Source organism: Bacillus methanolicus (assembly GCF_028888695.1).
Lineage (GTDB): Bacteria > Bacillota > Bacilli > Bacillales > Cytobacillaceae > Bacillus_Z > Bacillus_Z methanolicus_B.
The window spans coordinates 794,004-816,038 of record NZ_PNFF01000002.1; the positions used below are offsets into that span (position 1 = coordinate 794,004).

The following is a 22,035-nucleotide window of genomic DNA, read 5'->3' on the forward strand; positions in this document are numbered from 1 at the left end:
GAAGAAGACACTGCTATGAGCAGTGTTTTTTTCTGTAAAAAAACCAGCATTGATTTAAAATCTTTATTTGATATCGATCCTTTTCGTAGAATGCTTTCTTCATTTGGTTTTGAAACCAGGTTGGCATACTAAAACCTCCCGAAAAGTAAATCTTCTAAATAGGTATATATAATGTATGCTATAATAGGTTGTCATGTTTACAGAAAGAGGAGCGGAAAAAACATGAAAGAGTCAGAACTGCAAAAACTTGTAGAAGAATTGTCCCTTATCTATTTCAATAAGCCATTCCGCCATCGCGCATTGTTCAACTCACGGCTTCGGACAACGGGAGGGAGGTATTTGCTCCATACCCATAACATTGAAATCAATAAAAAATATTATGAACAATTTGGCGAAAAGGAACTGGTAGACATAATTAAACATGAACTTTGCCATTATCATTTGCACCTTGAGGGGAAAGGGTACCGCCATCGTGATCCGGACTTTCGAAAACTGCTAAAAGAAGTGGATGCTCCCCGTTTTTGCAGTCCCCTTCCTGAGTATAGAAAAAGAAGAAAATCGAGCAAAATAATCATCTATTCCTGTAAAAGCTGCAACCAGGTTTATAAGCGGAGAAGATCTATTAATATATCAAGATATGTATGCGGAAAATGCAGAGGTAAATTGATAAAAATAAAGGAGTTGACGTCAGAGTAAAACCATGATAAATTATTGAATCGTGACAGGTTTGAAAGTGTGTTTTTCAATAAAAAATCATCTTGACATTCTGAGTACACGTCTCTATAATATAAAGAGTCGATAAGATGGTGAATATTCCGCAGCAGCTCAGTGGTAGAGCAACGAGCAAAGCTTCAGTGAAAAAGCTGCGAGTTGTACCCATCGAGCCGCAGCTTGAGTAAGCATACTGAGATGGGGACATTCGGCTAAGCTAAACACATACTTTAGGAAGTAATACTAATTATTCCGCAGTAGCTCAGTGGTAGAGCAACGAGCAAAGCTTCAGTGAAAAAGCTGCGAGTTGTACCCATCGAGCCGCAGCTTGAGTGAGCTTACTGAGATGGGGACATTCGGCTAAGCTAAACACATACTTTAGGAAGTAATACTAATTATTCCGCAGTAGCTCAGTGGTAGAGCATTCGGCTGTTAACCGAACGGTCGTAGGTTCGAATCCTACCTGCGGAGCCATTATGGGGAAGTACTCAAGTGGCTGAAGAGGCGCCCCTGCTAAGGGTGTAGGTCGTGCAAGCGGCGCGAGGGTTCAAATCCCTCCTTCTCCGCCAGAGATATTCCAATATGGCCCGTTGGTCAAGTGGTTAAGACACCGCCCTTTCACGGCGGTAACACGGGTTCGAATCCCGTACGGGTCATCACAAGTGCTAAAGCGCCTTGCCACTTATTGCTTATTCTCGTGGCAAGGCGCATATGGTTTATTATCTTTGAGTCAGGTTCCGTGGTGTAGCGGTTAACATGCCTGCCTGTCACGCAGGAGATCGCGGGTTCGATTCCCGTCGGGACCGCCAGTATTTACTAGTTGTATTTTTTCTTTTTTTTGTTATAAACTACTACAGTTGTTTTCATATTGGGCTATAGCCAAGCGGTAAGGCAACGGACTTTGACTCCGTGATGCGCTGGTTCGAATCCAGCTAGCCCAGTTATTTAAAAGAGCCATTAGCTCAGCCGGTAGAGCACGACCGAAAAGGCTGCTTGAATCGGCGTCAGCGTACCGATCGAGCCGCTGCTTGAATAAGCTTGCCGAGATCGGGACGTCGTTGAACCTAATGATGAGTTGCTTCGTAGAAGTAACATCGAAGAAAAACATGGAGTGTAATAGAAACAAGAGCCATTAGCTCAGTCGGTAGAGCATCTGACTTTTAATCAGAGGGTCGGAGGTTCGAGTCCTCCATGGCTCACCATTATATTTGCGCGGGTGTGGCGGAATTGGCAGACGCACCAGACTTAGGATCTGGCGCCGCAAGGCGTGGGGGTTCGACTCCCTTCACCCGCACCATTAATTTACTAGTTGAAAATCGAAGTGATTTATGGTAATATAAAATTCGTCGTTTTAATAAGCGGTCGTGGCGGAATGGCAGACGCGCTAGGTTGAGGGCCTAGTGGGGGCAACCCCGTGGAGGTTCAAGTCCTCTCGGCCGCACCAAAAATATAGTTGACAACAACTTAAAGTCATGATATTATAATATAGTTGCTTTTAAAAGCGCCCGTAGCTCAATTGGATAGAGCGTCTGACTACGGATCAGAAGGTTATGGGTTCGACTCCTGTCGGGCGCGCCATTAATATTAAACGGGAAGTAGCTCAGCTTGGTAGAGCACATGGTTTGGGACCATGGGGTCGCAGGTTCGAATCCTGTCTTCCCGACCATTCGAGTACACAATTGAAAACGCGGGTGTAGTTTAGTGGTAAAACCACAGCCTTCCAAGCTGTTGTCGTGGGTTCGATTCCCATCACCCGCTCCAAAAATTGTTCCTTGAAAACTGAACAAACAAAAGCGTCAACAATTAAAAGTGGAGGCGACCGGTTAGCTTCGAAGGGCATTGGAGCTTCTGGCGGAAAAGTCCTTAAAGACTTTGACAGAAGAAGCGAAATGACCTCGCTGCTTAAACCATCACCTAAAGGTCATGCTTTGCGCAAAATTGCGAAGAAGCTAATTCAAGCAGCTATTTAGCTGGGAGCCGAAACTAGCCAGAGTTAATTCTATTATTTATGAGCATATCTTACTCTTTTTTGGAGAGTTTGATCCTGGCTCAGGACGAACGCTGGCGGCGTGCCTAATACATGCAAGTCGAGCGGACTGATGGGAGCTTGCTCCCTGAAGTCAGCGGCGGACGGGTGAGTAACACGTGGGCAACCTGCCTGTAAGACCGGGATAACTTCGGGAAACCGGAGCTAATACCGGATAATCCTCTTTCCCGCATGGGAAAGAGCTGAAAGATGGCTTCGGCTATCACTTACAGATGGGCCCGCGGCGCATTAGCTAGTTGGTGAGGTAACGGCTCACCAAGGCGACGATGCGTAGCCGACCTGAGAGGGTGATCGGCCACACTGGGACTGAGACACGGCCCAGACTCCTACGGGAGGCAGCAGTAGGGAATCTTCCGCAATGGACGAAAGTCTGACGGAGCAACGCCGCGTGAGCGAAGAAGGCCTTCGGGTCGTAAAGCTCTGTTGTCAGGGAAGAACAAGTACCGTTCGAATAGGGCGGTACCTTGACGGTACCTGACCAGAAAGCCACGGCTAACTACGTGCCAGCAGCCGCGGTAATACGTAGGTGGCAAGCGTTGTCCGGAATTATTGGGCGTAAAGCGCGCGCAGGCGGTTCCTTAAGTCTGATGTGAAAGCCCACGGCTCAACCGTGGAGGGTCATTGGAAACTGGGGAACTTGAGTGCAGAAGAGGAGAGCGGAATTCCACGTGTAGCGGTGAAATGCGTAGAGATGTGGAGGAACACCAGTGGCGAAGGCGGCTCTCTGGTCTGTAACTGACGCTGAGGCGCGAAAGCGTGGGGAGCAAACAGGATTAGATACCCTGGTAGTCCACGCCGTAAACGATGAGTGCTAAGTGTTAGAGGGTTTCCGCCCTTTAGTGCTGCAGCTAACGCATTAAGCACTCCGCCTGGGGAGTACGGCCGCAAGGCTGAAACTCAAAGGAATTGACGGGGGCCCGCACAAGCGGTGGAGCATGTGGTTTAATTCGAAGCAACGCGAAGAACCTTACCAGGTCTTGACATCCTCTGACAATCCTGGAGACAGGACGTTCCCCTTCGGGGGACAGAGTGACAGGTGGTGCATGGTTGTCGTCAGCTCGTGTCGTGAGATGTTGGGTTAAGTCCCGCAACGAGCGCAACCCTTGACCTTAGTTGCCAGCATTCAGTTGGGCACTCTAAGGTGACTGCCGGTGACAAACCGGAGGAAGGTGGGGATGACGTCAAATCATCATGCCCCTTATGACCTGGGCTACACACGTGCTACAATGGATGGTACAAAGGGCTGCGAAACCGCGAGGTTGAGCCAATCCCAAAAAACCATTCTCAGTTCGGATTGCAGGCTGCAACTCGCCTGCATGAAGCCGGAATCGCTAGTAATCGCGGATCAGCATGCCGCGGTGAATACGTTCCCGGGCCTTGTACACACCGCCCGTCACACCACGAGAGTCTGTAACACCCGAAGTCGGTGAGGTAACCTTTAAGGAGCCAGCCGCCTAAGGTGGGACAGATGATTGGGGTGAAGTCGTAACAAGGTAGCCGTATCGGAAGGTGCGGCTGGATCACCTCCTTTCTAAGGAATTTAAACATGAGAAGTTGATCGCTTTTGTTTGTTTAGTTTTGAGGGAGCAATTCCTCAGAACTTCGTTCTTTGAAAACTAGATAATCGTATTGAAGAAGGCAAAAGAAGAACCGAGTATCGCCATTTTAAGTTTCAAACCTTTTAGGTTAAGTTAGAAAGGGCGCACGGTGGATGCCTTGGCACTAGGAGCCGATGAAGGACGGGACTAACACCGATATGCTTCGGGGAGCTGTAAGTAAGCATTGATCCGGAGATTTCCGAATGGGGAAACCCCCTATCCGTAATGGGATAGGATCCTAACCTGAATCCATAGGGTTAGGAGGGCAGACCCGGGGAACTGAAACATCTAAGTACCCGGAGGAAGAGAAAGCAAACGCGATTCCCTGAGTAGCGGCGAGCGAAACGGGAACAGCCCAAACCAAGAGGCTTGCCTCTTGGGGTTGTAGGACACTCTGTATGGAGTTACAAAGGAACGGGGTAGACGAAGAGGTCTGGAAAGGCCCGTCAGAGAAGGTAACAACCCTGTAGTCGAAACTTCGTTCCCTCCTGAGTGGATCCTGAGTACGGCGGGACACGTGAAATCCCGTCGGAAGCAGGGAGGACCATCTCCCAAGGCTAAATACTCCCTAGTGACCGATAGTGAACCAGTACCGTGAGGGAAAGGTGAAAAGCACCCCGGGAGGGGAGTGAAAGAGAACCTGAAACCGTGTGCCTACAAGTAGTCAGAGCCCGTTCATGGGTGATGGCGTGCCTTTTGTAGAATGAACCGGCGAGTTACGATCACATGCAAGGTTAAGTCGAAAAGACGGAGCCGCAGCGAAAGCGAGTCTGAACAGGGCGAATGAGTATGTGGTCGTAGACCCGAAACCAGGTGATCTACCCATGTCCAGGGTGAAGTCCAGGTAACACTGGATGGAGGCCCGAACCCACGCACGTTGAAAAGTGCGGGGATGAGGTGTGGGTAGCGGAGAAATTCCAATCGAACTTGGAGATAGCTGGTTCTCTCCGAAATAGCTTTAGGGCTAGCCTCAAGTGTAAGAGTCTTGGAGGTAGAGCACTGTTTGGACTAGGGGCCCTCATCGGGTTACCGAATTCAGACAAACTCCGAATGCCAAAGACTTATCCTTGGGAGTCAGACTACGAGTGATAAGATCCGTAGTCAAAAGGGAAACAGCCCAGACCACCAGCTAAGGTCCCAAAGTATACGTTAAGTGGAAAAGGATGTGGAGTTGCTTAGACAACCAGGATGTTGGCTTAGAAGCAGCCACCATTTAAAGAGTGCGTAATAGCTCACTGGTCGAGTGACTCTGCGCCGAAAATGTACCGGGGCTAAACGTATCACCGAAGCTGTGGGTGGACACCGTTGGTGTCCGCGGTAGGAGAGCGTTCTAAGGGCGTTGAAGCTAGACCGCAAGGACTGGTGGAGCGCTTAGAAGTGAGAATGCCGGTATGAGTAGCGAAAGATGGGTGAGAATCCCATCCACCGAATGCCTAAGGTTTCCTGAGGAAGGCTCGTCCGCTCAGGGTTAGTCGGGACCTAAGCCGAGGCCGAAAGGCGTAGGCGATGGACAACAGGTTGATATTCCTGTACCACCTCTTTTCCGTTTGAGCAATGGGGGGACGCAGGAGGATAGGGCAAGCGCGCTGCTGGATTAGCGCGTCCAAGCAGTTAGGCCGCTGACGAGGCAAATCCCGTTAGCATAAGGCGGAGCTGTGACGGCGAGGGAAATGTAGTACCGAAGTTCCTGATTCCACACTGCCAAGAAAAGCCTCTAGCGAGGAAAAAGGTGCCCGTACCGCAAACCGACACAGGTAGGCGAGGAGAGAATCCTAAGGTGAGCGAGAGAACTCTCGTTAAGGAACTCGGCAAAATGACCCCGTAACTTCGGGAGAAGGGGTGCTTTTCTGGGTGCATAGCCCGGAAAAGCCGCAGTGAATAGGCCCAGGCGACTGTTTAGCAAAAACACAGGTCTCTGCGAAGCCGCAAGGCGAAGTATAGGGGCTGACGCCTGCCCGGTGCTGGAAGGTTAAGAGGAGGGGTTAGCTTACGCGAAGCTCTGAATCGAAGCCCCAGTAAACGGCGGCCGTAACTATAACGGTCCTAAGGTAGCGAAATTCCTTGTCGGGTAAGTTCCGACCCGCACGAAAGGCGTAACGATCTGGGCACTGTCTCAACGAGAGACTCGGTGAAATTATAGTACCTGTGAAGATGCAGGTTACCCGCGACAGGACGGAAAGACCCCGTGGAGCTTTACTGCAGCCTGATATTGAATTTTGGTACAGCTTGTACAGGATAGGTAGGAGCCTGAGAGACATGAGCGCCAGCTTGTGTGGAGGCGTCGGTGGGATACTACCCTGGCTGTATTGAAATTCTAACCCGCGCCCCTGATCGGGGCGGGAGACAGTGTCAGGTGGGCAGTTTGACTGGGGCGGTCGCCTCCTAAAAGGTAACGGAGGCGCCCAAAGGTTCCCTCAGAATGGTTGGAAATCATTCGCAGAGTGTAAAGGCAGAAGGGAGCTTGACTGCGAGACCTACAAGTCGAGCAGGGACGAAAGTCGGGCTTAGTGATCCGGTGGTTCCGCATGGAAGGGCCATCGCTCAACGGATAAAAGCTACCCCGGGGATAACAGGCTTATCTCCCCCAAGAGTCCACATCGACGGGGAGGTTTGGCACCTCGATGTCGGCTCATCGCATCCTGGGGCTGTAGTCGGTCCCAAGGGTTGGGCTGTTCGCCCATTAAAGCGGTACGCGAGCTGGGTTCAGAACGTCGTGAGACAGTTCGGTCCCTATCCGTCGCGGGCGCAGGAAATTTGAGAGGAGCTGTCCTTAGTACGAGAGGACCGGGATGGACGCACCGCTGGTGTACCAGTTGTCTTGCCAAAGGCATCGCTGGGTAGCTATGTGCGGAAGGGATAAGTGCTGAAAGCATCTAAGCATGAAGCCCCCCTCAAGATGAGATTTCCCATAGCGTCAAGCTAGTAAGATCCCTGAAAGATGATCAGGTTGATAGGTCTGAGGTGGAAGCGTGGCGACACGTGGAGCTGACAGATACTAATCGATCGAGGACTTAACCAATGAAAAAGCGGAAGAAGCCCGCTTGATTAAAATGATACTCATTGTTCTTCATGCTTCTTCATGCATTATCTAGTTTTGAGAGAATGAAAAAATTCTCTTCTACATAATGAATATATAAAACATTGTTGATTTAAGCCTGCTCCTGCGGCATAGCATATTCGAAGGTGAAACTGTTCACCTCGTCGCAAGCCAGCAGGGTTGATGATTCAATGATGAAGGCTTGGTGATGATGGCGAGAAGGTCACACCCGTTCCCATACCGAACACGGAAGTTAAGCTTCTCAGCGCCGATGGTAGTTGGGGCATTGCCCCTGCGAGAGTATGACGTTGCCAGGCTTTTGTATTTATCGACGCGGGGTGGAGCAACAAGCATTACTTCACCGAATAACTGCGAGTTGTACCGACCGAACGGCTTCTCGGTTTAGCTTACTGAGGTCGGGACAGTCCGAAAGCTAAAATAGGCGCATGGACTAACAAGATTAAATAATATTACCGCGGGGTGGAGCAGTCCGGTAGCTCGTCGGGCTCATAACCCGAAGGTCGCAGGTTCAAATCCTGCCCCCGCAATAAATCCATATTCTTGAATACATAAGTTAGGTCCCGTAGTGTAGCGGTTAACATGCCTGCCTGTCACGCAGGAGATCGCGGGTTCGATTCCCGTCGGGACCGCCAGTTTATAGGATGCTGGAATAACTGAACGAAACGATGTTTCTTTTTAAAAGCAAAGATATAAAATTCTGGATCTACCACAGCCTCTAAAGCTGTGGTATTTTGATTTATGAAAACAAACATTTTAAAAAAATCTTTATGGAATGCCTATTTCATTGTTAAGCTGTTATAAAAGTTTCTGGTGTGTATCCTCGAAAAGCTATGCACTGTCCTAGATGAGTAAAAACATTGAGAACATGGTTAATAGTGCTGTGAATAATGTCATCCTTACACGTGAACGTAGAGATCGAAGCAACATAAATGTTGCAAAAGAAAGTATAATAAACTCAACAAAAACTGCAATTGCAATCTGAGGGGTTGCCAAATGAACGGATTCAATAACGAACTGAAGCCTTGTTGGCACAACAGAGTAGAGATAGGCAATATTATTATCCACCCATTTTCCCATAGTAATAATTTCTTCAGAATCATGAATCAAAAACATGATGGGAAAGAGCAAGATAACGGTTTTTAGTTCCAATTTATCATTTAACTTTTCCAACATGTCGTTCCACCTCAATAAGAAGTCTCTATTAAGCTCTGTTTTTTGAGTTCTTGATTTAGGACATTAGATTCACCTATATTTTCTTTTCTTTGAAGATGATTCACATGTTTTAACTTCTCATTTAATTCAGCCATACGTAAATCATGAATCTTTTTAATAATATAATCATTGTAAAACACAAAAATCACCTCGGATTTATTTTTTATTCCTTATATAAGGGAGCCGTATGGGTTTTCGGTAAATATGAAATTTACAAAATTACGAGATTAAGGATTGTGCGTGACATAAGTTTCTTAATATTATGAACATAAGCCAGATCAGATCGGTTTAAAATATTTTTTCATAATAAACCCTCCAAGCACTGTAGTATTCAAGAGAAATTAATTTTTTATTGAACTTTATATAAAGATTAACAATCTGTACTTTATATTGCTGTTCATTAATTGCGATTTCTTTAATAGCAATTTTTTAACGACAATCAAAACACAGCACTAGTTAGAATGGGGTCTTTTCATATGAGGTATCTTAATTTAAAGTTAGAAAACAGTAAGTTTATGATGATTCATCTTAAACCAAACTCATCTGATCCTTTAGAGCATAGTCATGGAGACGATTTTCAAATCAGTATTCCTTTGTTTGGGTCTACATTTATTGATATAAATAACAAAACCGGCATTTTAGAAAAACAACATCGATTTATAACTGCCCCGGGAGAAAAACATATTCATTTTACGGATAAAGATGAGGGGAAAGTTCTTTTAATTAATATAAAAAAGGAATTTTTGGAGAAAGTGTATATTGAACGTCTAGCCGGCCAATCAAACGAAATTTCATTTTCTTCTATGAATGTGGGTTCATCTGATTTATTTATAAAAATTGCTGAAACAGCAGTCAGACAAAATCTTTTTGGCAATACAAATAAAATTGAAATCCAACAATTAGAATGGGAATTAGCAAATTTAGTATTTTCTCAACATGAAGGCCCTCACAATGAGCTTTGGAGGAAAGAGGTTACGTTGCCGAATCACCCAATGTTAAAACGAGCAGTGGATTTCATTCATGAGCAATATAATAGTGAAATTACATTAGATCAAATTTCTGAGGAATCTGGAATCAGTAAATATTACTTCCTTCGTTTGTTTAAAGAAGTAACAGGCTTTACACCAAGCCAATATATAACAAAGGTAAGGTTGGACCATTCATTACACCTATTGAAGCATACGAAAAAAGACATCACGATGATTGCCTATGAAGTTGGGTTTGGCAGCTTAGGAAGCTTTGAGAGGGCGTTTAAAAAACGATTTGGGATAAATGCGAGTGAATTTAGAAAAAAATAAATCAATAGAATACGGCAGTTTTATTCATAACGTTTCTTTTTGAGATACGGAAAAGATTAATATTGAGGGGCACATCTAATTATTTAGCAAGCAGGAAATGTCATATACGGTATGCACATTTTTGCTCATCTTCATAAAATCATGTAAACTAATATAGAGTAAGCTCCTTAGGAAGATTCCTAAGGTTTTTTTGTATAAAAATAAACCGTTCTAAACAATCATGTAAACAAAAGGTAGCAAAGGTGATTACCATATGAATCAATATGAATTCCTCTCCGGAGGACCGAGTGAAACGCTGGAATTTTCCAAACGGCTTTCAACATTTTTAAAACCAGGTGATGTTCTTGCTCTTGAAGGAGATTTAGGAGCCGGAAAAACGACTTTTACAAAAGGGCTGGCAGAAGGACTGGGAATAAAGAAAAATGTAAATAGCCCAACATTCACAATAATAAAAGAATACCATGGAAGGCTGCCTCTTTATCATATGGATGTATACCGGGTCGAAGACGCTAATGAAGACTTGGGTTTTGATGAGTATTTTGAGGGCGATGGAGTAACCGTTGTTGAGTGGGCTCATCTTATCGAAGAACAGCTTCCATCTGAATTATTAACGATTTCGATATTCAGGGAAGATAATGAAAAAAGGCGGATTGTTTTACAGCCAAAAGGGAAGCGTTACGAGGAATTATGTAAGGAGATTTTTTCATGAAAGTACTGGCCATTGATACATCTAATTATCCTTTAGGGATTGCCATTATCAATGAAGAGAAAGTAATGGGCGAATATATTACGAATGTTAAGAAAAACCATTCGATCAGAGTAATGCCGGCAATTGAAGCTTTAGTAAAGGAATGTGATATAACTCCCGCAGACTTAACAAAAGTGGTTGTTGCAAAAGGACCGGGGTCTTATACGGGAGTTCGAATCGGAGTGACGATTGCTAAAACACTTGCATGGACATTAAATATTCCGCTTGTTGGAGTTTCAAGCCTGGCGGTGATTGCTTCAGGAGTAGGCAGATATTTTAATGGGTACGTATCACCAATTTTTGATGCGAGAAGAGGGCAGATCTATACCGGGTTGTATCAATATCAGAATGGGAAGCTAGTTGCCATTAAAAAAGACGGGATCATCTTAACTGAGGATTGGGTAAATCAATTAAGGGAACTTGATAAACCGATTCTTTTTGCAGGAAATGACCTCCCTCTCCATAAGGATTCAATTCAAGCAAATCTTGAAGAAAAGGCTGTTTTTGCCGAAATAACGGAACATAATCCGCGGCCTTCGGAGCTGGCGTTTTTAGGAAAGGATCAGCCGGGAGAAGATATTCATTCTTTTGTACCGAATTATATCAGGCTGGCTGAAGCCGAGGCAAAATGGCTTGAATCGAAGAAAACGAATAACGGGTAGTTGGATAGGAAGAAAATTGTATGAATGAATCTATAACTTTTCGATTTATGGAAGAAAAAGATATTGACCAGGTATTGGAGATTGAACATGCATCTTTTACTCTCCCTTGGAGCCGCGAAGCATTTTATAATGAGCTAACAAAAAATCAGTTCGCTGTTTATATCGTTCTCGAAGATCATGAAAAAGTCGTTGGCTATTGCGGAGTGTGGGTTGTTGTTGATGAGGCTCACATTACTAATATTGCTCTCCTTCCTGAATATAGAGGGAAAAAGCTTGGAGAAGCTTTATTGCGAAAGGTAATGGAGCTTGCAAGGGAGCTGGGGGCTAAGACGATGACGTTGGAAGTCAGGGTAACGAATTATGTTGCACAATCATTATACCGAAAGCTTGGGTTTCAAAATGGAGCAATTCGAAAAAATTATTATACAGATAACCAGGAAGATGCATTAGTAATGTGGGTGAAATTAGATGAATAAAGATCAATGGATTATGGGAATTGAAACGAGCTGTGATGAAACAGCGGTGGCGATTATTAAAAACGGCCGGGAGATTGCGGCTAATGTAGTCGCATCGCAAATTGACAGCCATAAGAGATTTGGCGGAGTGGTTCCTGAAATAGCTTCCCGCCACCATGTCGAACAAATAACCATCGTCTTAGAAGAAGCGATGAAACAGGCAGGCATTTCATACAAAGATCTGGATGCGATCGCTGTTACGGAAGGGCCCGGCTTGGTTGGAGCGCTTTTGATAGGAGTAAATGCAGCAAAGGCTATTTCTTTTGCCCATTCAATTCCGCTTGTTGGGGTGCACCATATTGCCGGACATATTTATGCCAATCGGCTTGTAGCTGAAATGAAGTTCCCGCTTTTGTCCCTTGTTGTATCGGGCGGCCATACAGAACTTGTTTATATGAAAGAACACGGGCATTTTGAAGTGATTGGAGAAACGAGAGATGATGCTGCCGGCGAGGCATATGATAAAGTGGCAAGAACATTAAATTTGCCTTATCCGGGAGGGCCGCATATCGACCGGCTTGCACATGAAGGCGAACCTAAAATCGAACTGCCGCGAGCTTGGCTTGAAGAAGACTCATATGATTTCAGTTTCAGCGGATTGAAATCAGCTGTTATTAACACGGTTCACAATGCGGAACAGCGCGGTGAAACGATTGCACAGGAAGATTTGGCATCCAGTTTTCAGGCAAGTGTGATTGATGTTCTTGTAACCAAAACGGTAAAAGCAGCGCAAGCATACGAAGTAAAACAAGTGCTATTAGCAGGCGGAGTAGCCGCCAACAAGGGCTTAAGGACTGCTTTAGAGGAAGCATTTAAGGAATTGCCACATATCGAATTAATAATACCTCCGCTTTCGCTTTGCACGGATAATGCTGCCATGATTGCGGCGGCAGGAAGCGTGTTGTTTGAAAAAGGAATACGGGCCGATTTGGCTTTAAATGCAAATCCGGGCTTAGATATAACAATCCACAACTAATATGGAAAACTCCCTTTAAACAGGGAGTTTTTTTGTGGATAATTTTTTAAAAATTGTTAGTTTTGTGGATAAAAAAATCAAAAATTGTGGATATTGTGGAAAAAATGATAAAAACTTTTTAAATAAGTAATCGTATTGTGGATAAAATTGTGGATAAATATTCAAGAATTGTTGAGAAATATAAAACAGAAAAAATAAAAAAGGTCAGACCCCTCCAATATTGTGATTGTCGGAAGGAATCAGACCCTTATAAGTCAGCACCTTGTAATCGGGCACGATCGTGGCACTATTTTTCTATTCGGCCAGCTCTGCCCATTCCTCCAATAGGGCTTCAAGCTCTGACTTCGCTTTTTCGTTTTGCAAATTGATTTCCATCACTTTTTCATGATCTTCGTAGATTTCAGGTTCACAGAGAAGCTGGTCATTCTTTGCTATTTGTTCTTCCAGCGACTCAATCAGGGCTTCAATCTCCTCAATCCGCCTTTTGCGCTGCCTTTCAAGCTTTTTGGCTTCTTTGTCTTGCTGGTACGTGTTTTTTTCTTGTTTTATAGGTTCAGCTGCGCCTGTTTCCTGTTGTTCAAGCGCACGAATTTCTTCTTTTTCCTGCTTCTTTTCTAAAAAATAATCATAATCGCCTAAATACTCAACGGCTCCATTTTGATTGAGCTCCAGAACTTTCGTTGCAATCCGGTTAATGAAATACCTGTCATGGGATACAAATAGAATGGTTCCCGGATAGTCAATTAAAGCATTCTCAAGAATTTCTTTACTGTCCAAGTCTAGATGGTTAGTCGGCTCATCGAGAACAAGAAAGTTTGCTTTTTGCATCATTAATTTTGCCAGCGCGAGCCTTGCTTTTTCTCCTCCGCTCAAGGAAGAAACGGGCTTTAGTACATCATCCCCGGAAAATAAGAAATTCCCGAGCACTGTACGGATCTCTTTTTCAGTTTTTAACGGATACTCATCCCATAATTCATTTAAAACGCGCTTATTTGATGTCAGCTCAGCTTGTTCCTGGTCATAGTAGCCAATTGTTACATTTGAGCCGTACTGTATTTCCCCTGAAAGCGCTGGAAGCTTTTTGACGATCGTTTTTAATAAAGTAGATTTGCCGATTCCGTTTGGACCGACTAAAGCGATGCTTTCCCCGCGGGTGATCCGGAATGAGATGTTGTCTGATACCTTATTCCCTTTGTATCCTACGGCCAGCTCATGTACTTTGAGGACGTCATTTCCGCTTTGCCGTTCAATGTCAAAAGAAAAAGAAGCAGATTTCTCATCGCCGAGAGGCCGGTCCATGATCTCCATTTTTTCAAGTTGTTTACGCCGGCTTTGCGCCCGCTTTGTTGTTGAAGCCCGGGCCAGATTTCGCGCAATAAATTCCTGTAATTTGGCTATTTCTTCCTGTTGTTTTTCATACTGCTTCATTTCTCGTTCAAAGTTTTCGGCTTTTTGCTGAAGGTATGAACTGTAATTGCCATGATATTTTTGGATTTGATGCCGAGAAATTTCATAAACTTGTGTCACGACCTTATCTAAAAAGTATCGGTCATGGGAAACGATCAATACCGCTCCATCATAGTTCTGCAAATATTGCTCAAGCCACGTTAATGTTTCAATATCAAGGTGGTTGGTAGGCTCGTCCAAAATTAAAATATCGGGCTTTGTTAAGAGCAGCTTTCCGAGAGCAAGTCTTGTTTTCTGGCCTCCGCTCAGACTTGAAATCTTAGTGGAATAATCGTACTCATGAAAATTGAGCCCGTGAAGGACAGAACGGATATCCGCTTCATATTGATAACCGCCTTGCTCTTTAAACTGAACTTGTAAAAGATCGTACTCTTTGAGAATGCGTTCGTAGGCAGCTGCATTTTCAAACACCGCCGGGTCTGCCATTTTTTCTTCTAATTTTCGCAGCTCTTTTTCCATTTTTTGCAGCGGTTCAAAAACAGTCATCATTTCATCCCAAATGGACAATTCGGATTCAAGCCCGGTATTTTGTGCTAAATACCCGATTGAAACGTCCTTTGGTTTTATTATCTCGCCTGAATCATACGACAGGTGCCCGGCAATGATTTTTAATAGAGTAGACTTACCCGCGCCGTTTCTTCCGACAAGGGCAATTCTGTCACGGTTTTGAACTTCAAGCTTTATATTCGATAAAATAAGATCAGCACCATAATATTTCGTTAATTGATTAACTTGTAATAAAATCATTTGCTCTCACCTCAGGTTACCATAAAACTAGTGTATCTTATTCACATTGTGTCGGCAATACATGTGATTTTGTGAACAATGTTACAAAGTTATCACACAGAAATGTCAAAATAGTGTATGATTTGTTGTGAGGTGTTTTTTATGGCTGAGTTTACTCATTTCAACGAAGAAGGCAGAGCGAAAATGGTAGATGTCAGCAGTAAGCCGGAAACGGTGCGAACTGCATTAGCACGTTCGAGTATTACTGTAAATAGAGAGTTATATGAAAAAATTACGAATAATAAGATAAAAAAAGGGGATGTTCTGTCAGTTGCTCAAGTTGCCGGGGTAATGGCAGCAAAAAAAACATGGGAAATCATTCCGATGTGCCATCCTATTCCTCTTACTGGAGTAGATATTTCATTTTTCTGGGAGAATGATCAGGAAAACTATATTCTAAATATTGAAGCCTCGGTTAAAACAAAGGGGAGTACAGGAGTAGAGATGGAAGCATTAACCGCAGCTTCCGTTTGTGCTCTAACGATTTACGATATGTGTAAAGCCGTTGACAAAGGCATGGTTATTGGAGAAACGTATTTGGTTGAAAAAACAGGCGGAATAAACGGAGATTATTTTAGGGAGAAAGGACGTAAATAAACAAAAAGGCGGTGAATGAAAGATGTCAAACGAAATGGTGAAAATACCCCAAGCAACGGCCAAAAGGCTGCCTTTATATTATCGCTTTTTGAAAAACCTTCATTCTTCCGGAAAACAAAAGGTTTCATCTGCTGAACTGAGTGAAGCAGTAAAAGTAGATTCAGCAACGATCCGCAGGGATTTTTCTTATTTTGGCGCTTTAGGAAAAAAAGGTTACGGCTACAATGTGAACTATCTGCTGTCTTTTTTTCGCAAAGCGCTTGATCAGGATGAGTTGACAAAGGTTGCTTTAGTCGGAGTCGGGAATTTAGGAACCGCATTCTTAAATTATAATATTCTTAAAAACAATAACACGAAAATTGAAATCGCTTTTGACATTGATCAAAACAAAGTGGGAAAAAAGATAGGGCAAGTACCTGTCTATCATATGGATGATCTTGAAAAAATAATGATGGAAACGGATATACAGGTTGCCATCTTAACCGTTCCTGTACCGGAAGCTCAATCAGTTACAGACCGGCTTGTTAATGCGAATGTAAAAGGTATTTTAAACTTTACACCGGCAAGATTAAATGTTCCGTCATCGGTCCGTGTCCATCATATCGATTTACTGGTCGAATTACAGTCATTAGTTTATTTCTTAAAGCATTATCCGCCGGAAGAAGATTAGCGAAGAAATTGTTCTTAATAATAATGCCAATGCAAAATAAGGGGTCTGAAGATCAGACCCCTTGTAGTTGCGCCACTGTTTGGCTAAGATTTTTATAATTTATTTGCATTTTTGATCTTAAAATGAAAAGTAATCATTCTGATTCCTGATCCAATATCAAATGTTGCTAATAACACGAGCAAGTAAGTAAAAAATCCCCAGCCGGTTTCATTCACATGTCGGATGGCAAAAAAAGTGAACAAAGTGCCCAGCAGAATATAAAAGATGCCTGAAATCAAGGGAGACTGCCTCATCTAAAATCCTCCAATAAAACTTTGAATTTTTTCCGCTTCGCGCAGAATTCTCTCTATATCTTCCCTGTATACGGACTGAATTAATACGACGAATGTATTCATTGCCACATGGGCAATGATAGGAACGATAATCCGTTTGGTTTTAACATAAAGAAAAGCAAATGTAAAGCCCATTGCAGAATATAAAATGATATGCTCAGGTTCAGCATGGGCCAGAGCGAATATTAAAGAACTGATCAGTGCGGATAGAAAGAAGTTCAGCCGCTTATGGAGCGCTCCGAAAATAATTTTGCGAAAAACAATTTCCTCTAAAATCGGACCAATTACTGAACTTACTAAAATAACAAAGGGAAAAGACTCAATAATATTAATAATTTGCTGAGTATTTTCCGAACCCATTTCAATTCCGACGATTCTTTCAATATTGGCTGCAATGTATTGGGCAAAAAGGGCCATGAAGACGCCGCCCACAGACCAATAGACAGATGAAATCGCGGAGGCTGCATTCCTTTTATTTGAACCCGCTTTGATTTCTTTTCTCAAAAGTAAAAGAACAATAATGAATGTAAAAGTAAAACTGAAAACCAGCCAATAAGGGACTGCGAGCACTTCCATTTCCTTGATACTTTTGCCGAAGAAAGCTCCTAAAAAAGTGATAAGCGGAATCCCAAACAGACCGGACAGATGCATGGCAATATACGTTATTAATATGAACCAATATTCTTTTTTCAACAGCATTTTACTCCTTTTGTTAAAAACTAATGGACTCTGTACCATTCTACTATTGACGGCAGGCTGTTTCAAATTCTATGGATTAAAGGAATAATTTAGAATCATTGAAGCATAATCTTATATGCAGCAAAAATCGATGAAGAAAATCGGGATTCCAATATCAAAAATTTTTTTCTTTAGGCTTGCAAAAGAGATTTGATTTATTTAATATAATAATTGTGTTAGCACTCAACGGGTGCGAGTGCTAATAATGATAATAATATATTTAAATTTGAGGAGGTTGTTTCCCTTGTTAAAGCCACTAGGTGATCGCATTGTAATTGAGCTTGTCGAATCCGAAGAAAAAACTGCAAGCGGTATCGTTTTACCGGACACAGCAAAAGAAAAGCCTCAAGAAGGTAAAGTAGTAGCTGTTGGAACCGGCCGTGTTCTTGACAGCGGCGAGCGTGTAGCACTTGAGGTATCTGTAGGCGATCGCATTATCTTCTCAAAATACGCTGGTACAGAAGTAAAGTATGATGGTAAGGAATATTTAATTTTGCGCGAAAACGACATCCTTGCTGTAGTAGAGTAAAATGAGATAGCCGTTCCAACTCATGGAGGCCAGATCAAACTACTCGGCTAGAATAACGATATGATAAAAATTAGGGGAGGTTTTTCATCATGGCAAAAGAGATTAAATTTAGTGAAGATGCGCGTCGTGCGATGCTTCGCGGTGTAGATGCTCTTGCAAATGCAGTAAAAGTAACTCTTGGACCAAAAGGACGCAACGTGGTTCTTGAGAAAAAATTCGGTTCTCCGTTAATTACAAATGACGGTGTTACAATTGCGAAAGAAATTGAATTAGAAGATCCATTTGAAAACATGGGCGCTAAGCTTGTTGCAGAAGTAGCAAGCAAAACAAATGATATTGCCGGTGACGGTACAACTACTGCTACTGTTCTAGCTCAAGCAATGATCCGTGAAGGGCTTAAAAACGTAACAGCCGGAGCAAACCCAATGGGTATCCGCAAAGGTATCGAAAAGGCGGTAGCTACTGCTGTTGAAGAATTGAAAGCTATTTCCAAGCCAATCGAAGCAAAAGAATCTATCGCACAAGTTGCTTCTATTTCTGCTGCTGACGAAGAAGTCGGTGAATTAATTGCTGAAGCAATGGAGCGCGTTGGCAAAGACGGCGTTATCACAATCGAAGAATCTAAAGGCTTTACAACTGAGTTAGATGTTGTAGAAGGTATGCAATTCGACCGTGGATATCTATCTCCTTACATGGTAACTGATTCTGACAAAATGGAAGCAGTTCTTGAAAATCCTTATATCTTAATCACTGACAAGAAAATCTCCAACATTCAAGAAATCCTGCCTGTTCTTGAGCAAGTTGTTCAACAAGGCAAATCGTTATTGATTGTTGCTGAAGATGTTGAAGGTGAAGCACTTGCTACATTAGTAGTGAACAAACTTCGTGGAACATTCAATGCAGTAGCTGTTAAGGCTCCTGGCTTCGGTGACCGTCGTAAAGCAATGCTTGAAGACATTGCAATCTTGACTGGCGGTGAAGTAATCACTGAAGAGCTTGGCCGTGACCTTAAATCTGCAACAATCAATTCTTTAGGACGCGCTGCTAAAGTTGTCGTATCAAAAGAAAATACAACAATCGTAGAAGGTGCCGGCGATTCTGCACAAATTGCTTCTCGCGTTAACCAAATCCGTGCTCAATTAGAAGAAACTACTTCTGAATTCGATCGTGAAAAATTACAAGAGCGCTTAGCAAAATTAGCCGGCGGTGTAGCGGTAATCAAAGTTGGTGCTGCTACTGAAACTGAGCTAAAAGAGCGCAAACTTCGTATCGAAGACGCATTAAACGCAACTCGTGCTGCAGTTGAAGAAGGTATTGTAGCCGGTGGTGGTACTGCACTTCTTAACGTATACAACAAAGTTGCTTCTATTCAAGCTGAAGGCGATGAAGCTACTGGTGTTAACATTGTATTACGTGCAATGGAAGAGCCTGTACGTCAAATCGCTCAAAACGCCGGCCTTGAAGGTTCTGTGATCGTTGAACGCTTAAAAGGCGAAGCAGTTGGAACAGGCTTCAACGCGGCTACTGGCGAATGGGTAAACATGATCGAAGCTGGTATTGTTGACCCAACAAAAGTAACTCGTTCAGCTCTTCAAAACGCAGCATCTGTTGCGGCTATGTTCTTAACAACAGAAGCAGTTGTTGCTGACAAGCCGGAAGAAGACAAAGGTCCTGCAATGCCTGACATGGGCGGAATGGGCGGCATGATGTAATTAATGAATAAAACCCCTTGAAATCAAGGGGTTTTATTCATTACTATGCCATTTTTGATGCCGTTTTGGTGCCGAAATTGAAAAAATAATGCCATAAACCAAAAAATCAGAGGCTTCTCATAAGTTCGCCGAACTTTTGGGAAGCTTCTTTTTTTGGCTCTATAATATTTGTTGGGGTTTAAACACACTTTCGTTTGCATAAAAAATACACGCAAACATCCAATTCCTTTATACTTGAATTGTCCAGAAACAAGTTTAAAGAATGGAGTTGCGTGTATATGAATCTTATCATGAATATTCCTGGTTTAAAAGAGGTTGTCCTGACCAAAGTGGAACAAGTTGGGGAAGTTGTACAGTTTCATGTGGAGATGGAACGAAAGATGCATCGTTGCCCCCGTTGTAACAGAAAGACAAGCCGTGTTCATGATTACCGGATCCAGAAAATCCAGCATTTGAAATGGTTTGAGCGAAAGACCCAGATTTTTTATAGACGGCGGAGATATGTATGCAGCTGCGGGAAACGTTTCTCTGAGAAAAACTCCATAGTCGAGCGCTACCAACGCACTTCCATTGAGTGGAACCAGGCCGTATCCATCCGCGGGCCATCAAAGGAAAGACCTTCAAGGAAACCGCTGAGAACTATGGCACTTCTGCGTCGACGGTAGTCCGTCGGTTTGACCGCTTGGCGAGCAGTGAAATCCGTGCGGTTGAGGAATTGCCGAAAATCATTGCCATTGACGAATACAAAGGCGATACGAAGGAAGGCAAATACCAATTAATCATAGCCGACGGGGTGACAAAAAAGCCATTGGATATCCTCCCCAATCGGTATAAAAAAACCATTAAGCAATACCCTCAAAAGCACGGAAGCCAGGTCCAAGTGGTCATTATGGATATGAACCAATCGTTTAAAGCAGCCGTCCAGGCAGCACTAGGCCGTCCGGTTATTATCGCAGATCGATTTCACTTCTGCCGATATATCTACTGGGCGCTTGATGCGGTGAGAAGGCGAGTCCAACAGGATTTTCACGACTATGACCGTAAAAAGTGCAAGCGAATGAAACATGTCTTCCACAAGGCCAGTGACCGCCTTACAGAAGAGGAACGCTGGTATTTAGAGCGTTATCTGGAGATGTCCGAGGAGCTCAGGAAGGCATACGAACTCAAAGAAGCCTATCGAGATTGGTTTACACGTGCCAAAGAGATTGGCAGGGATCAAATTGCCGTGGTGAAAGAGGAGTTAAAAGCGTTTTACCGATTGGTTGAAGCTTCGGAAATCCCAGAGATGGAGAAGGCCATAAAGACCTTTCAAAACTGGCAGACAGAAATCCTTAACAGTTTTGTTTATGACTGTTCCAACGGATTTTTGGAAGGGATCAATAATTTAACCAAAGTACTAAAACGGAATGCCTTTGGCTTCAGAAGCTTCAAACGCTTCAGGGCTAAAATTTTATTATCACATCAGTATAAAGGAATTGGGGTTCACATTGGATAGGGGTGAGGACACAAAGTCATCACCCAAACATTTGACGGAGAACCCTTTTTTTCTGTCTTTGGTAATGTGCAAGTATACTTGAGTTGTTGTTTCATCGTCTGTATGACCGAGACGATCCATGATCTGCAACAAGTCTACCCCAGCTTCAGCAAGTAACGAAGTATGAGTGTGTCGTAGGGAATGCGGAGTAAGGTGTTTCTTAATAGAAGGCAATTTTTTTAATACGGCTTCCATACGATTTTCAACAGTCTTAATAAAATGTGGATAACCGTAATATGGCGGTTTCATTCGAGCGAATACAAAATCTTGATCATAATAATCCCGGCCGACTTCCAGTTTCACTGCTTTCTGACGGATTTGATGTTTCTTCAAAACGCTGATGACTTCATCCTCCACAGTAATCTTGCGGATGGATCCCTCTGTTTTTGGTGGAAGTAACTGAAATTTCTTTGTATTGTTAGTTGGATTGTAATAAGTCTTTGTAATGTTAATTGTTTTCTCTTCAAAATCGATGTCCTTCCACTTCAATGCAACCAATTCTCCAGCACGCAACCCGGTCCATGCTAAAACAAAAAGCATGGTATAGGTTTCTTCGTCCATTTCTTTTGCCTTGTCCAAAAATAGCTTCAATTCGTGTTTTGCGAGATATTTCTCTTCGATTTTTGTGTTTTCAATATCCTCGACCGTTTTCTTGTCTTTAGGGATAATAGCATATTCAGAAGGATCAACAAGCAGCAAGTCTTGTTCCATCGCTCTCTTAAATATCATCCGTGCCGTACCGTGAATGCCAGATATTGTCCTGTATGAAAGTCCTTTCTTATTTTTAAGATCGATAAGAGCATTCTGATACATATTTTTTGTGATGTCTTTTAGCTTGTATCGGG

At 43.2% G+C, this 22,035-nt stretch carries 16 protein-coding genes, 13 tRNA genes, 3 rRNA genes and 1 pseudogene; 27 read left to right on the top strand and 6 right to left on the bottom strand.

Translation table 11 applies throughout. The features are described from left to right. Positions 1-13: 13 nt before the first annotated feature. Positions 14-127, bottom strand: coding sequence for a cortex morphogenetic protein CmpA (cmpA, locus tag C0966_RS15630; protein ID WP_003348416.1), 114 nt, complete (start codon positions 125-127; stop codon positions 14-16). 95 nt (positions 128-222) lie between these two features. Between cmpA and C0966_RS15635 the strand changes: the two genes are divergently transcribed. The 17 genes from C0966_RS15635 (at position 223) to C0966_RS15715 (ending at position 8,046) form a co-directional block, all read left to right on the top strand. After that, on the top strand, positions 223-696 hold the full coding sequence (locus tag C0966_RS15635; protein WP_274856615.1) for a SprT family protein: 474 nt from the start codon (positions 223-225) through the stop codon (positions 694-696). Positions 697-1,110: 414 nt separating this feature from the next. Then, positions 1,111-1,185, top strand: a tRNA-Asn gene (locus C0966_RS15640). A 4-nt stretch (positions 1,186-1,189) separates the two neighbouring features. Further along, positions 1,190-1,280: transfer RNA gene (locus tag C0966_RS15645), tRNA-Ser, on the top strand. Between the two features lie 15 nt (positions 1,281-1,295). Beyond that, positions 1,296-1,367 (top strand) — tRNA-Glu (locus C0966_RS15650). Positions 1,368-1,444: 77 nt separating this feature from the next. Further along, a tRNA-Asp gene (locus tag C0966_RS15655) sits at positions 1,445-1,520 on the top strand. A gap of 60 nt (positions 1,521-1,580) precedes the next feature. Next, positions 1,581-1,652 (top strand) — tRNA-Gln (locus C0966_RS15660). A gap of 185 nt (positions 1,653-1,837) precedes the next feature. After that, positions 1,838-1,913 (top strand) — tRNA-Lys (locus C0966_RS15665). Positions 1,914-1,923: 10 nt separating this feature from the next. Next, positions 1,924-2,008 (top strand) — tRNA-Leu (locus C0966_RS15670). Between the two features lie 61 nt (positions 2,009-2,069). Further along, positions 2,070-2,155: transfer RNA gene (locus C0966_RS15675), tRNA-Leu, on the top strand. A 57-nt stretch (positions 2,156-2,212) separates the two neighbouring features. Further along, positions 2,213-2,289 (top strand) — tRNA-Arg (locus C0966_RS15680). A gap of 11 nt (positions 2,290-2,300) precedes the next feature. Continuing rightward, positions 2,301-2,377: transfer RNA gene (locus C0966_RS15685), tRNA-Pro, on the top strand. A 21-nt stretch (positions 2,378-2,398) separates the two neighbouring features. Next, positions 2,399-2,472: transfer RNA gene (locus C0966_RS15690), tRNA-Gly, on the top strand. 265 nt (positions 2,473-2,737) lie between these two features. Continuing rightward, positions 2,738-4,289: ribosomal RNA gene (locus C0966_RS15695) — 16S ribosomal RNA — on the top strand. 153 nt (positions 4,290-4,442) lie between these two features. Continuing rightward, positions 4,443-7,375 (top strand): 23S ribosomal RNA (locus C0966_RS15700). A gap of 219 nt (positions 7,376-7,594) precedes the next feature. Then, positions 7,595-7,710, top strand: a 5S ribosomal RNA gene (gene rrf, locus C0966_RS15705). Together the 16S, 23S and 5S rRNA genes with 13 tRNA genes alongside form the textbook arrangement of a ribosomal RNA operon. 157 nt (positions 7,711-7,867) lie before the next feature. Then, positions 7,868-7,941, top strand: a tRNA-Met gene (locus C0966_RS15710). 29 nt (positions 7,942-7,970) lie between these two features. Then, positions 7,971-8,046: transfer RNA gene (locus C0966_RS15715), tRNA-Asp, on the top strand. A gap of 208 nt (positions 8,047-8,254) precedes the next feature. On the opposite strand, the gene C0966_RS15720 is transcribed toward C0966_RS15715, so the two are convergent. Next, complete coding sequence (locus C0966_RS15720) at positions 8,255-8,584, bottom strand: HXXEE domain-containing protein (protein WP_274856616.1); 330 nt, start codon at positions 8,582-8,584, stop codon at positions 8,255-8,257. A gap of 518 nt (positions 8,585-9,102) precedes the next feature. Here C0966_RS15720 and C0966_RS15725 point away from each other — a divergent pair. From C0966_RS15725 to tsaD, 5 genes are all read left to right on the top strand, one after another. Then, positions 9,103-9,924: a helix-turn-helix domain-containing protein gene (locus C0966_RS15725; RefSeq protein WP_274856617.1), complete on the top strand. Its 822-nt coding sequence runs from the start codon at positions 9,103-9,105 to the stop codon at positions 9,922-9,924. A gap of 253 nt (positions 9,925-10,177) precedes the next feature. Beyond that, positions 10,178-10,633, top strand: a complete 456-nt coding sequence (gene tsaE / locus C0966_RS15730; RefSeq protein WP_274856618.1) for a tRNA (adenosine(37)-N6)-threonylcarbamoyltransferase complex ATPase subunit type 1 TsaE — start codon at positions 10,178-10,180, stop codon at positions 10,631-10,633. Next, the gene (gene tsaB, locus C0966_RS15735) at positions 10,630-11,334 is read left to right on the top strand and encodes a tRNA (adenosine(37)-N6)-threonylcarbamoyltransferase complex dimerization subunit type 1 TsaB (protein ID WP_274856619.1); all 705 of its coding nucleotides are present in this window, start codon (positions 10,630-10,632) and stop codon (positions 11,332-11,334) included. The genes tsaE and tsaB overlap by 4 nt, the downstream gene beginning before the upstream one ends. Positions 11,335-11,354: 20 nt before the next feature. Next, complete coding sequence (gene rimI / locus C0966_RS15740; protein ID WP_274856620.1) at positions 11,355-11,810, top strand: ribosomal protein S18-alanine N-acetyltransferase; 456 nt, start codon at positions 11,355-11,357, stop codon at positions 11,808-11,810. Then, a complete protein-coding gene (tsaD, locus tag C0966_RS15745) occupies positions 11,803-12,825 on the top strand; it encodes a tRNA (adenosine(37)-N6)-threonylcarbamoyltransferase complex transferase subunit TsaD (RefSeq protein ID WP_274856621.1) in 1,023 nt (340 codons plus the stop codon). Before rimI ends, tsaD begins: the two co-directional genes overlap by 8 nt. A 294-nt stretch (positions 12,826-13,119) precedes the next feature. Here tsaD and C0966_RS15750 read toward each other — a convergent pair whose 3' ends face one another. Continuing rightward, positions 13,120-15,039, bottom strand: coding sequence for an ABC-F family ATP-binding cassette domain-containing protein (locus C0966_RS15750; RefSeq protein ID WP_274856622.1), 1,920 nt, complete (start codon positions 15,037-15,039; stop codon positions 13,120-13,122). A 141-nt stretch (positions 15,040-15,180) separates the two neighbouring features. Between C0966_RS15750 and moaC the strand changes: the two genes are divergently transcribed. Both moaC and C0966_RS15760 read left to right on the top strand, forming a co-directional pair. Next, a complete protein-coding gene (moaC, locus tag C0966_RS15755) occupies positions 15,181-15,675 on the top strand; it encodes a cyclic pyranopterin monophosphate synthase MoaC (RefSeq protein WP_274856623.1) in 495 nt (164 codons plus the stop codon). Positions 15,676-15,697: 22 nt separating this feature from the next. After that, positions 15,698-16,345, top strand: a complete 648-nt coding sequence (locus C0966_RS15760; RefSeq protein WP_274856624.1) for a redox-sensing transcriptional repressor Rex — start codon at positions 15,698-15,700, stop codon at positions 16,343-16,345. Between the two features lie 92 nt (positions 16,346-16,437). Here the strand turns inward: C0966_RS15760 and C0966_RS15765 are convergent, their stop codons facing one another. Next, entirely contained in the window at positions 16,438-16,638 is a 201-nt protein-coding gene (locus C0966_RS15765; protein ID WP_274856625.1) for a YdiK family protein, read from the bottom strand. Then, positions 16,639-17,370 carry a CPBP family intramembrane glutamic endopeptidase gene (locus tag C0966_RS15770; RefSeq protein WP_274856626.1) on the bottom strand — a complete coding sequence of 244 codons (732 nt, stop codon included), beginning with the start codon at positions 17,368-17,370 and terminating at the stop codon, positions 16,639-16,641. It lies immediately after the preceding gene. A 289-nt stretch (positions 17,371-17,659) separates the two neighbouring features. On the opposite strand from C0966_RS15770, the gene groES reads away from it, so the two are divergent. The 3 genes and pseudogenes from groES (at position 17,660) to C0966_RS15785 (ending at position 21,151) form a co-directional block, all read left to right on the top strand. Further along, a complete protein-coding gene (gene groES, locus C0966_RS15775) occupies positions 17,660-17,944 on the top strand; it encodes a co-chaperone GroES (RefSeq protein ID WP_003351248.1) in 285 nt (94 codons plus the stop codon). A gap of 89 nt (positions 17,945-18,033) precedes the next feature. Next, complete coding sequence (gene groL / locus C0966_RS15780; RefSeq protein WP_274856627.1) at positions 18,034-19,656, top strand: chaperonin GroEL; 1,623 nt, start codon at positions 18,034-18,036, stop codon at positions 19,654-19,656. Between the two features lie 278 nt (positions 19,657-19,934). Then, positions 19,935-21,151, top strand: a pseudogene (locus tag C0966_RS15785) (ISL3 family transposase). Here C0966_RS15785 and C0966_RS15790 read toward each other — a convergent pair. Further along, a complete protein-coding gene (locus C0966_RS15790; protein WP_342456741.1) occupies positions 21,113-22,003 on the bottom strand; it encodes a site-specific integrase in 891 nt (296 codons plus the stop codon). The pseudogene C0966_RS15785 and the gene C0966_RS15790 overlap by 39 nt on opposite strands. Positions 22,004-22,035: the final 32 nt, after the last annotated feature.

Bases quoted from the DNA above. Each gene is read 5' to 3' on its own strand.
- C0966_RS15725 (WP_274856617.1), top strand. From the start codon at position 9,103: ATGAGGTATCTTAATTTAAAGTTAGAAAACAGTAAGTTTATGATGATT.
- C0966_RS15765 (WP_274856625.1), bottom strand. From the start codon at position 16,638: ATGAGGCAGTCTCCCTTGATTTCAGGCATCTTTTATATTCTGCTGGGC.
- moaC (WP_274856623.1), top strand. From the start codon at position 15,181: ATGGCTGAGTTTACTCATTTCAACGAAGAAGGCAGAGCGAAAATGGTA.
- C0966_RS15760 (WP_274856624.1), top strand. From the start codon at position 15,698: ATGTCAAACGAAATGGTGAAAATACCCCAAGCAACGGCCAAAAGGCTG.
- C0966_RS15750 (WP_274856622.1), bottom strand. From the start codon at position 15,039: ATGATTTTATTACAAGTTAATCAATTAACGAAATATTATGGTGCTGAT.
- groL (WP_274856627.1), top strand. From the start codon at position 18,034: ATGGCAAAAGAGATTAAATTTAGTGAAGATGCGCGTCGTGCGATGCTT.
- tsaE (WP_274856618.1), top strand. From the start codon at position 10,178: ATGAATCAATATGAATTCCTCTCCGGAGGACCGAGTGAAACGCTGGAA.
- C0966_RS15635 (WP_274856615.1), top strand. From the start codon at position 223: ATGAAAGAGTCAGAACTGCAAAAACTTGTAGAAGAATTGTCCCTTATC.
- rimI (WP_274856620.1), top strand. From the start codon at position 11,355: ATGAATGAATCTATAACTTTTCGATTTATGGAAGAAAAAGATATTGAC.
- C0966_RS15790 (WP_342456741.1), bottom strand. From the start codon at position 22,003: ATGTATCAGAATGCTCTTATCGATCTTAAAAATAAGAAAGGACTTTCA.
- tsaB (WP_274856619.1), top strand. From the start codon at position 10,630: ATGAAAGTACTGGCCATTGATACATCTAATTATCCTTTAGGGATTGCC.
- tsaD (WP_274856621.1), top strand. From the start codon at position 11,803: ATGAATAAAGATCAATGGATTATGGGAATTGAAACGAGCTGTGATGAA.
- cmpA (WP_003348416.1), bottom strand. From the start codon at position 127: ATGCCAACCTGGTTTCAAAACCAAATGAAGAAAGCATTCTACGAAAAG.